Origin of the sequence: Roseomonas sp. 18066, from assembly GCF_902706185.1 — a bacterium.
Taxonomy (GTDB): Bacteria; Pseudomonadota; Alphaproteobacteria; order Acetobacterales; family Acetobacteraceae; genus Pseudoroseomonas.
Genome location: NZ_CACSJM010000194.1, coordinates 1 through 9,633 on the forward strand (window position 1 = coordinate 1; position 9,633 = coordinate 9,633).

Here is a 9,633-nt window from a genome sequence, read left to right on the forward strand (position 1 = left end):
GCCCAGGCTGGCGAAAGGACGGATCTCGATCATCGGGGAAGGCTCCTGCGCGGCGGGGTCGCCGTCTCTGGCCCCAGGGATAGGCCGCGGCCGCCATCACCCGGCGTGATGGCGGTGATCCAGGCGGCTGCATCGCCGGGCGTGGCGGCCGCGGCCTATCCCTGGGGCCAGAGACGGCGACCCCGCCGCGCAGGAGCCTTCCCCGATGATCGAGATCCGTCCTTTCGCCAGCCTGGGCCGCGCCGAGCATGGCTGGCTGTCCGCCCGCCACCACTTCGCCTTCGGCGCCTACCGCGAGGCCGGGCGGAACGGCTGGGGCCGCATCCGCGTCTGGAACGACGACGCCATCGCGCCGGGCACCGGCTTCGACCCGCATCCGCACCGCGACATGGAGATCGTGACCTTCGTCCGGCAGGGCGCCATCAGCCACCGCGACAACCTGGGCAACCAGGGCCGCACCGAGGCCGGCGACGTGCAGGTGATGTCGGCCGGCCGCGGCATCACCCATGCGGAATACAACCTGGAGCCGGAGACCACGACGCTGTTCCAGATCTGGATCACGCCGGACCAGCGCGGCATCGCGCCGAGCTGGGGCAGCCGCGCCTTCCCGCGCGAGGCCGGCGCCGGCTTCGTCACCCTGGCCAGCGGCCGCGACGCCGAGGCCGGCGGCGGGGCGCTGCCGCTGAACGCCGATGCGGCGGTGCTGGCGGCGCGGCTCGCGGCCGGGGAGGCGACGACGGCCACGATCGGCGCCGGGCGGCTGGGCTACCTGGTCGTGGCCCGCGGCAGCGTCACGCTGAACGGCGAGAGCCTCGGCGAGCGCGATGCCGCGGCGATCGAGGGGGCGGAGGTGCTGGCCCTGGTCGCCGGCGGCGAGGGGGCGGAGCTGGTGCTGGTGGAGACGGCGCCGGAGCGGCTGGCGGCGGCCGCCTAGATCTCCCGCGCCGCCGGCACGGGCAGGGCCGCCGGCATCGGTCCCGGTGCCGGCAGCGCCTCCGGCGGGGCCGCCACCACCTCCCCCGGCCCGCGCTGCTCGGCCAGCCGCTCGATGCGGCGGGCGAGCTCGGGGGCCTCGGCCAGGAGGCGGCGGAAATCGGCGGCGCTGAGCTCCAGCAGGTGGCAGAAGCTGGTGGCCCGCGCCCGGCCGGCGCGGCGGCCAGAGCGGACATTCCCCGGATGGATGACCTCCGCCTCGCCGAGGACGTCGCCATGGGTCAGCAGCACCTCGCGGCCATCCTGCTGCAGGCTCGCCTCGCCGCGGCTGATGAAATAGACCGAGCCGGCGCGGTGGCGGCGGCGATAGATCCATTCGCCCGGCACCACGAAGCGGCTGGTGACGTTCATCGCCAGGTCGTGCAGCAGCGCGTCCTGCAGCCCGGCGAAGACCGGGAATTCGGCGATGCGCTGGTCCAGGCCGGACTGGATGTTGAACTGCAAGGGCCGGGCGATCTGCTGGCGCATCGTCTCCAGCCCGCGCATCAGCTCCTCGTGCAGCTCCTCGCCGACCAGGGATTCGCGTTTCAGCGTGTCGTATTCCTCGGCCTCCAGCCGGATGCCCAGCTGGCGCAGCAGCCGGGTCTCCAGCGCCTCGGCATAGCCGGGATATTGCAGGCGCAGCGTGTCCATGGCGTCCTGCAGCAGGTCCTCGCGGCGGGCGACAATGTCGGAGACGACCTCGGTGACGCGCTCGCCCAGCACCGGCTCCATCCGCCGCCGCATGAAGCGCGACATGGAGACGGAGACCAGCCGGGTCAGCAGCAGCGTCTCGAAGCGCTCGGCCATGCAATGCATCAGCGGCTTGTCGATGCGGAACTGGCGGTGCAGCCATTGCGCGACATGGAAGCGCGGCCCGGGCTGCAGCCGGCGGCGGGCGGCCTGAATATAGCCCAGGCGGCCTTCGCTGCGGGCGCCGTCGATCATGCTCTCGGCGTTCCACAGCAGGCTTTCCATGACCCGGCGGGACAGGCCCTGCTCCTCGAACAGCGCCAGCAGCACGGAGCGTTCCTGGCTGGCGAAGGTGATCAGGCCGAGGATGACGCGCTCGCGGTCGCTGATGGCGGTGTCGAAGGTGTTGGCGGCGGTCTCCACCTTCACCCGGCGGTCGTACATCTCGACCACATGCGCGGTCGGCGGCGCCGAGAAGCCGTAATCGGCGGCGGTGTTGCGCAGCTTGTCGCGCACCTCGCCCAGGCCGATGGCGACCACCTGGTTGCGCAGCGCCTGGTCGGCGGGCGACAGCCGGTCGAGCTTCAGCCAATGCACCAGGAAGCGCAGCGTGGTGCCGTTCACCAGCAGGGTCGACAGCACATAGCCGGTGGCGACGATGGCGACGAATTGCTGCACCTGGGAGGGGACGGCGCCGTTCTCGGTGACGGCCAGCGCCAGGGCCAAAGTGATGGCGCCGCGCAGGCCCCCCCACAGCATGGTGACCTTGAAGGGGATCGGCACGCGCTGCGACAGGCGCAGCACCAGCAGCAGCGGCATGACGCCGAACAGCACGGCGGCGCGCGCCACGGTCGCGGCCAGGATGGTGACGCCGATCAGCAGCAGGTCGTGCTGCTCCATCCCCAGCATCAGCCGCGGCACCAGCATCGAGGCCAGGATGAAGACCATCGAGCTGGCCCAGAAGGACAGCTGCGCCCAGATATCCTGCAGGAACTGCCAGCTCTGCGGCCGGAAGGTGGAGGGGCCGACGGCCGACACCGTCAGCCCCGCGGCGGCGGCGGCCACCACGCCGGAGAAGCCGAAGACCTCGTCGCAGAGGATGTAGGCGACATAGGGCAAGGCGAGGGTCAGGGTGACCTCGGCGGTGCGGTTGCCGCCCAGCCAGGGCAGCACGGCCAGCATCAGCCGGGCCAGCACGAAGCCCACCAGCAGCCCGCCGCCGAAGGAGCCGAGGAAGGTCAGCGCCGCCTCCAGCGGGGCGGCCGGGTGCTGGCCGGTCAGCTGCGCCAGCAGGATGGTGAAGATCGAGATGGCGGCGGCGTCGTTCAGCAGGCTCTCGCCTTCGACCAGGCGGGTCAGCCGGCTGTTGGCGCCGATCTCGTGGAAGATGCCGACGACGGCGGAAGGGTCGGTGGTGGCGACGATGGCGCCGAGCAGCAGGCAGGCGGTGAGCGGCACGCCGGAGATCGGGGCCAGCGCGAAGCCGATCGCCGCCGTGGTCACGACGACGGCGACGACCGCCATGACCAGCACCGGCGCCCAGTCCCGCGCCAGCCGTCGCACGTCGATCGACAAGGCGCCGTGAAACACCAGGATCGGCAGGAAAATGAACAGAAAGACCTCGGCGTTGACCGGGATGTGGATCAGCATGCCGGCCGCCTCGGTCAGCGCGTCGCCGCCATGGTGCAGGTTCAGCAGCAGCGTGGCGCCGCCGCCCAGCAGCACGCCGACCACGGCCAGCATGACGGTGCTGGACAGCATCAGCCATCGCGCGAGGGGCTGGATGGCGCTGACGACGATCAGCAGCAGGGCAATGGCCAGCAGCGTGTGGGGCAGCGTCGTCAGCATTTTTGTCAGTTTCAGTTCGGCCGGCACCATGGGGCGGTGCCGGGGTCTGCGGGGGTGTCCGGTCCGGTATCCGGCGGCTTCAAGGCGAATATGGGGCGGGAAGCCAGCATGGCCCGGGCCGTTTCATTGTCTTACCCGCCGTTGCCGGCGGCTTCAGAAGGGCTTGGTGACCGCCAGCAGGGCGATGACCAGCAGGGCGCCGAGCGGCAGCCAGGGCTTGGCGGTGATGGCGCGGGGCGGCTTGCCGCCGTTCGACAGGCGGCGGAGGCCGGCCGATTGCATGCCGTGCAGGGCCGAGAGCGCAAGGACGATCAGGAACTTCACGTGCAGCCAGCCCTGGCTGAACCAGCCGCCCTGGATGGCCAGGGTGATGCCCAGGATCCAGGTCAGGGCCATGGCGCCGTTGGAGACATGGCTGTCCCACAGGTGCATGGCGCGCAGGACGGTCGGGTGTTTCTGGGCGTGGGCGAGGGTCAGGCTGTTGGCGAGCATGCCGCCGATCCAGGCGACGACGGCGGTGATATGGAGCGCGCGCAGCAGCAGGTAGCCGTCCATGGGGTATCCCCTCCAGGTCGCGGGCGTGTGGGGGGGCAGGGGCCCCGCCTGTCCACGCTGACGCGGCAGCACAGATAGAAACAGAAGGGGGTCCGGGGGAATTCATTCCCCCGGAACTTTCTTCAGATCTTGATCACCAGCTTGCCGAAGTTCTTGCCTTCGAGAAGCCCGACGAAGGCGCTCGGCGCGTTGGCCAGCCCCTCGACGACATCTTCCTTGAACTTCAGCGTCCCTTCCTTGAGCCAGGCCGCCCCGCGCTCGCGCCAGACCGGCCAGGCCAGCGGGTGGTCGGAGACGATGAAGCCCTGCAGCGTCAGCTTGCGCCGGGTCATGATCGACAGGTTCGGTCCCGGCGGCAGCGGCCGGGTGTTGTAGGTGGCGACCGACCCGCAGAAGGCGATGCGGCCGAAGGCGCGCATGCGGGGGAAGACGGCTTCCTGCACCGGGCCGCCAACATTCTCGAAATAGACGTCGATGCCGTCCGGGCAGGCGGCGTCGAGGGCGGCGGGCAGGTCGCCGCGATGGTCGAGGCAGTCGTCGAAGCCGAGCTCTTCCTTGACGTAGCGGCATTTCTCGGCGCCGCCGGCGATGCCGATGACGCGGCAGCCCATCTTCTTCGCGATCTGGCCGGCGACGCCGCCGACGGCGCCGGAGGCGGCGCTGACCACGAAGACGTCGCCGGGCTTCGGCCGGCCGATCTCGGTGATGCCGACCCAGGCGGTGGTGCCGGGCATGCCGAGCACGCCGAGATAGGCGGAATGCGACACGCCGCCGCCATCCTTCGGGATCTTCACCAGGCTGCTGCCATGGGCGGCGGAGAAGCCCTGCCAGCCGCGGGCGCCACGCACCCAGTCGCCGGGGGCGAAGCCGTCATGCTGGCTTTCCAGCACCTCGGCGACGCATTCGCCCTCCATAACGCCGCCGAGGGCCACGGGCGCGGCGTAGGAATGGGTGTCGTCCATCCGCCCGCGCATATAGGGGTCGAGCGAAAGGAAGCGGTGGCGCAGCAGCACCTCGCCGCGGCCGGGGCTGGGGATGGCGGTCTCGACGAGCTCGAAATGCTCCGGGCCGGGGCGGCCGGCGGGGCGGGCCTTGAGCAGGATCTGCGGATTGGCGTCAGGCTTGGTCACGGGCGTCTCTCCTGAGATGCGGTCGGGCGGCAGTTTTGTCCCTGCCGGTAGGCTTGCCAAGCCTCGGGGCCGAACGGCACAAGGAGGCGGCAGGCCAGCAGGCCCCCCCTTTCTTCGACGGATGCGGACGCAGCATGACCTCCCCCGCCGGGCCGGCCCCCGATCTTGCCCCGGATCTCGACCTGCTGGCGCTGGAGCGGGCCCGGCTGTTCGCGCTGCTGGGGCGGCTGCTGGTGGCGCCGCCGGACGGGCCGCTGCTGGCCAGCCTGCGCGGGCTGCACGGCCTGCCGGACCGGCTGCTGGGCCAGGCCTATGCCCGGCTGGCCCGCGCCGCGCGGCAGACCGACACCGTCGCGACCGAGGCGGGTTTCGCCCAGGCTTTCGCCGGGCTGTCGCTGCTGGCGCGCGACCATGGCGGCGTGTCGGGCGCGCCGCTGGAGGCGGGGCTGGCGGCGCTCGGCGTCGGCCGGGCGGAAGGGGTGGCGGAGCCGGCGGACCATCTGGGCCTGCTCTGCGAGACCCTGGCCGGGCTGATCGCCGGCGTCTTCCCGGCGAGTCCGGGGGAGGAAGCGGCCTTCTTCGCTGGCTTCCTGGCGCCCTGGGCCGGGCGCTGCTTCGCTGGCCTGGCCGCGGTGGAGGGCGCCGAATTCTACGCCGCCATCGGCGCGCTGGGCCTGGCCGCGCTGGCGGTGGAGGAAGCCGCCGGGCCGGTCGCGGCCGGGTGAGGTGACGCGGCGCGGGCTTCCCTCGGCCGCGCCCAGGGGATAAGCCCAGGGCCATGCGCCTGATCGGACTGGCCGGCTGGAGTGGCGCCGGCAAAACGACCCTGCTGGCCAAGCTGATCCCCTGCCTCATCGGCCAGGGGCTGCGGGTCTCCACGGTCAAGCACGCGCATCACCGCTTCGATGTCGACCAGCCGGGCAAGGACAGCTGGCTGCACCGCCAGGCCGGGGCGGCGCAGGTGCTCGTGGCGTCGAGCCAGCGCTGGGCGCTGATGACCGAGCTGCGCGACGCGCCGGAACCGACGCTGGAGGCGCTCCTGGCGCAGCTGGCCCCGGTCGACCTGGTGCTGGTCGAGGGCTTCAAGCGCGACGCCCATCCGAAGATCGAGGTGCATCGCGATGCCAACCAGAAGCCCTGGCTGCATCCCGAAGACCCGATGATCCGCGCCGTCGTCGCCGATGCGCCGAACCCGGCCGGCCTGCCGCAGGCCGGGCTGGAGGAGATCGAGGCCGTCGCCGGCTTCGTCCAGCGATATGCCGCGCCATGGCGCAGCTGAAGGACGACTGCTTCGCGGCCGGCGAGGCGCTGCTCTCGGTCGAGGCGGCGGCGGCGCTGATCGCCGCGCGGGTGCCCCCCGTCACCGGCGAGGCTTTCTGTCCCCTGGCCCAGCTGCGCGGCCGGGTGCTGGCGCGGGATCTGCACGCGCCGCAGCCGCTGCCGCCCTTCTTCAACAGCGCCGTCGACGGCTATGCCTTCCGCCATGCCGACCTGGCCGCCGGCGCCGAGACGCGGCTGCCCCTGTCCGGGCGGCAGCCGGCGGGGCAGGCGGCGGCGCCCCTGGCCGCGGGCCACGCGCGGCGGATCATGACCGGCGCCGCCATGCCGGACGGCGCCGACACGGTGATGATGCAGGAGGATGCGCGGCTGGCGCCCGGCGCCGTCCTGCTGCCGCCCGGCCTGGCGGTTGGCGCCAATTGCCGCCCCGCCGGCGAGGACCTGGCCCAGGGCGCGCTGGCGCTGCCGGCCGGGCGCCTGCTGGACCCGCCGGCGATCGCGCTGGCCGCGGCGCTGGGCCTGCCCGGGCTGGCCGTGCGGCGGCGGGTGCGGGTCGGCGTCTTCTCGACCGGCGACGAGCTGGCGGCGCCGGGCACGCCGCTGGGCGCCGCGCAGACCTATGACGCCAACCGCTTCGCCCTGCTGGCGCTGCTGGCCAGCCTGCCGGTGGAGGCCGTCGATCTCGGCCTGCTGCCGGACCGCGCCGGGGCGACCGCCGCCGCCCTGCGCGAGGCGGCGGCCGGGCATGACCTGCTGCTGAGCTCCGGCGGCGTCAGCCAGGGCGAGGAGGACCATCTGCGCGGCGCCATCGCGGCGGCCGGCAGCCTGGTCTTCTGGCAGCTGGCGGTGAAGCCGGGGAAGCCGGCGGCGATGGGGGTGGTGGCGGGCACGCCGGTGCTGGGGCTGCCGGGCAATCCGGTGGCGGCCTTCGTCACCTTCCTGCACCTGGCGCGGCCGCTGGTGCTGCGGCTGGCCGGCGCCACGCCCCGGCCGCTGCCGCGCTTCGTCGCCGAGGCGGGTTTCGCGCATCGCAAGAAGCCGGGGCGGCGGGAATATCTGCGCGTCCGGCTGGTGCAGACCGGCGGCCTGCCGCGGGCGGAAAAATTCCTGCGCGAGGGCGCCGGGCTGCTGTCGACGCTGGTGGAAAGCGACGCCTTCGCCGAGCTGCCGGAAGCGCTGACCGAGGTCGCCCCGGGCGACCGCGTCACGGTGCTGCCCTTCGCCGGCGCCTTTTGAATCTTTGTTGGCAGGACTGGAAAAAGAATGTTCGTGGCGATGAACCGCTTCCAGGTGATCAAGGGCCTGGAAGCCGATTTCGAGACGGTCTGGACCAGCCGGGAATCGCACCTGCACAAGGTGCCCGGCTTCGTCGAGTTCCACCTGCTGCGCGGCCCGGCGCGGGAGGATCATTCCCTCTACGCCTCGCACACCATCTGGCAGAGCCGCGCGGATTTCGAGGCCTGGACCAAGTCCGAGGCCTTCCGCATGGCGCATCGCGGCGCCGGGCAGAGCAAGCCGCTCTATCTCGGCCCGCCCTCCTTCGAGGGCTTCGACGTCATCCAGACGGTCGCCCTGCCGGGGGCCGCGGCGATGATCTCCCCGGAGGCCTAAGCCTCGGGGATCACCGGCGGGCAGAGGGCGGCCTCCGCCAGCTCCTGCTTCAGCCGGGCGATCAGCCAGCGGCCGGCCTGGCCGGGCGGGCGGCCGCGCTCATGCACCACATGCAGCGCCAGCGTGAAGCCGTCATGCTCCTGCATCTGCAGGCGCTTCAGCCGGCCTTCGGCGATCAGCGGCGCCGCCACATGCTTCGGCATGTGGCACCAGCCGAAGCCCTCGAGAAGAAAATTCATCCGGGTGTTGAGGTCGGCGAAGCGCCAGGTGCGCGGGCTGAGCACGCCCTTCGTCCAGCCGCCGCGCGGCGAGCCGTCGGTCAGGATCAGCTGCACATGGTCGGCGATGGTGGCGCGGCTGATCGGGCCGGGCTCGGCGGCCAGCGGGTGGCTGGCGAGCACCACCGGCACCAGCTCGACCATCATCAGCAGCTCGGCCTCCAGGTCGAGATGGGCGATCTCCTCCACCGGATAGATCGCCAGCTGCACGGTCCCGTCGCGCAGGTGCCGCTCCGGCGCGCCGATGCCCTCGGTCAGCAGCGTCATCGGCAGCGTCGGGAATTCTTTCTTCAGCCCGTGCAGCGCCCGCATGGCGGGGGCGGAGGGCAGCAGCGGGTTGACCGAGATGGTCAGCTCCGCCTCCAGCCCGCCGGCGATGCTGTCGGCCCGCGCGCGCAGCATCTCGGCCGATTTCAGCAGGCGACGCGCCTCGGCCAGGATCGCCTGGCCCGGCTCGGTCAGCTTCGGCAGCTTGGTGCTGCGGTCGAACAGCTTCAGGCGCAGATGCGCCTCCAGCGCCTGGATGCTCTGGCTGATCGCCGACTGCGCCCGGCCCAGCCGCCGCGCCGCGGCGGAAAAGCCGCCGCTATCGGCCACGGCGACCAGGACACGAAGCTGGTCAAGGGTCAGCGGATCCATTTTTCCATCACCTGAGCTGATAGCCGAAATCAGAAAACTCACCTTACCAAGGATGGATAATAGCGCCATCTCCCGCCGCAAGGCAGCCCGACTGCCCGCCAGTCAAGTGAAAGAACAAAGATATGTCGACTTCCACCCTGTCCCGCGCCCTGCTCCTCGCAGCCGGCCTCGCGGTGGTCGCCCCGGCCCTGTCCCAGGCGCGCGACCTGATGGAGAACACCAACAACGCCTCGGCCACCGGCAGCCCCTTCGCCTATTCGATGCCGGTGACCCGCAGCGCCGAGGCGGCGCCGTCGCTGCGCATCGGCAATTCGGCCGGCCCCTCCGGCGCCACGGCCGCGGCGCCGGCGGCGGTGACCCAGGCGCGCGGCGCGCTGCCGGCGGTGGTGGGCAACTCGGCCTCCGCCTTCGGCGGCCCGGGCACCGGCCCGATCCGCGGCTGATTCTTCGGCTCGGTTGCGATGACGGCGCCGGGGTCCGCGAGGGCCCCGGCGTTCGGCTGTCCCGCCCCTGGAAAACGTCATCGAACTGTCAAGCTGGCCGGCGCCGGAATGCGTTAGCCGCCGGCATCCACCGCGGATGACAGGATGATGGACCAGGACACCGCCACCCCCACCCCCGGCCCAGGC

The 9,633-nt window shown here is 72.2% G+C and carries 10 protein-coding genes; 6 read left to right on the forward strand and 4 right to left on the reverse strand.

What is annotated here, in order from left to right; translation table 11 throughout:
* Nucleotides 1-205: 205 nt before the first annotated feature.
* Nucleotides 206-934, forward strand: coding sequence for a pirin-like bicupin family protein (locus GVN67_RS25990; RefSeq protein ID WP_160000228.1), 729 nt, complete (start codon nt 206-208; stop codon nt 932-934).
* Here the strand turns inward: GVN67_RS25990 and GVN67_RS25995 are convergent.
* The 3 genes from GVN67_RS25995 to GVN67_RS26005 form a co-directional block, all read right to left on the reverse strand.
* Nucleotides 931-3,513, reverse strand: coding sequence for a cation:proton antiporter (locus GVN67_RS25995; RefSeq protein ID WP_160000229.1), 2,583 nt, complete (start codon nt 3,511-3,513; stop codon nt 931-933). The two genes, GVN67_RS25990 and GVN67_RS25995, sit on opposite strands and share 4 nt — an antisense overlap.
* Before the next feature lie 153 nt (nt 3,514-3,666).
* A complete protein-coding gene (locus tag GVN67_RS26000; RefSeq protein WP_160000230.1) occupies nt 3,667-4,068 on the reverse strand; it encodes a CopD family protein in 402 nt (133 codons plus the stop codon).
* A gap of 122 nt (nt 4,069-4,190) precedes the next feature.
* Nucleotides 4,191-5,198, reverse strand: coding sequence for an NADP-dependent oxidoreductase (locus GVN67_RS26005; RefSeq protein ID WP_160000231.1), 1,008 nt, complete (start codon nt 5,196-5,198; stop codon nt 4,191-4,193).
* A gap of 134 nt (nt 5,199-5,332) precedes the next feature.
* Here GVN67_RS26005 and GVN67_RS26010 point away from each other — a divergent pair, with 134 nt between their 5' ends.
* Genes GVN67_RS26010 through GVN67_RS26025 form a run of 4 tightly spaced genes read left to right on the forward strand, consistent with a single transcriptional unit; the run spans nt 5,333 to nt 8,087 of the window.
* Nucleotides 5,333-5,923, forward strand: coding sequence for a molecular chaperone (locus GVN67_RS26010; RefSeq protein ID WP_160000232.1), 591 nt, complete (start codon nt 5,333-5,335; stop codon nt 5,921-5,923).
* 53 nt (nt 5,924-5,976) lie between these two features.
* Nucleotides 5,977-6,477, forward strand: a complete 501-nt coding sequence (mobB, locus tag GVN67_RS26015; protein WP_160000233.1) for a molybdopterin-guanine dinucleotide biosynthesis protein B — start codon at nt 5,977-5,979, stop codon at nt 6,475-6,477.
* Nucleotides 6,465-7,712, forward strand: a complete 1,248-nt coding sequence (gene glp / locus GVN67_RS26020) for a gephyrin-like molybdotransferase Glp (RefSeq protein ID WP_160000234.1) — start codon at nt 6,465-6,467, stop codon at nt 7,710-7,712. The genes mobB and glp overlap by 13 nt, the downstream gene beginning before the upstream one ends.
* A gap of 27 nt (nt 7,713-7,739) precedes the next feature.
* Nucleotides 7,740-8,087, forward strand: coding sequence for an antibiotic biosynthesis monooxygenase (locus tag GVN67_RS26025; RefSeq protein WP_160000235.1), 348 nt, complete (start codon nt 7,740-7,742; stop codon nt 8,085-8,087).
* On the opposite strand, the gene GVN67_RS26030 is transcribed toward GVN67_RS26025, so the two are convergent.
* Nucleotides 8,084-9,004, reverse strand: coding sequence for a LysR family transcriptional regulator (locus GVN67_RS26030; RefSeq protein WP_160000236.1), 921 nt, complete (start codon nt 9,002-9,004; stop codon nt 8,084-8,086). The genes GVN67_RS26025 and GVN67_RS26030 overlap by 4 nt on opposite strands.
* Nucleotides 9,005-9,126: 122 nt before the next feature.
* Between GVN67_RS26030 and GVN67_RS26035 the strand changes: the two genes are divergently transcribed.
* Nucleotides 9,127-9,447 (forward strand): glycosyl transferase family 39, encoded by a 321-nt coding sequence (locus GVN67_RS26035; protein WP_160000237.1) that lies wholly within the window; start codon nt 9,127-9,129, stop codon nt 9,445-9,447.
* Nucleotides 9,448-9,633 lie beyond the last annotated feature (186 nt).

Coding starts and splice junctions, on each gene's coding strand:
- GVN67_RS25990 (WP_160000228.1), top strand. CDS start 206: ATGATCGAGATCCGTCCTTTCGCCAGCCTGGGCCGCGCCGAGCATGGC.
- GVN67_RS25995 (WP_160000229.1), bottom strand. CDS start 3,513: ATGCTGACGACGCTGCCCCACACGCTGCTGGCCATTGCCCTGCTGCTG.
- GVN67_RS26000 (WP_160000230.1), bottom strand. CDS start 4,068: ATGGACGGCTACCTGCTGCTGCGCGCGCTCCATATCACCGCCGTCGTC.
- GVN67_RS26010 (WP_160000232.1), top strand. CDS start 5,333: ATGACCTCCCCCGCCGGGCCGGCCCCCGATCTTGCCCCGGATCTCGAC.
- mobB (WP_160000233.1), top strand. CDS start 5,977: ATGCGCCTGATCGGACTGGCCGGCTGGAGTGGCGCCGGCAAAACGACC.
- glp (WP_160000234.1), top strand. CDS start 6,465: ATGGCGCAGCTGAAGGACGACTGCTTCGCGGCCGGCGAGGCGCTGCTC.
- GVN67_RS26025 (WP_160000235.1), top strand. CDS start 7,740: ATGTTCGTGGCGATGAACCGCTTCCAGGTGATCAAGGGCCTGGAAGCC.
- GVN67_RS26030 (WP_160000236.1), bottom strand. CDS start 9,004: ATGGATCCGCTGACCCTTGACCAGCTTCGTGTCCTGGTCGCCGTGGCC.
- GVN67_RS26035 (WP_160000237.1), top strand. CDS start 9,127: ATGTCGACTTCCACCCTGTCCCGCGCCCTGCTCCTCGCAGCCGGCCTC.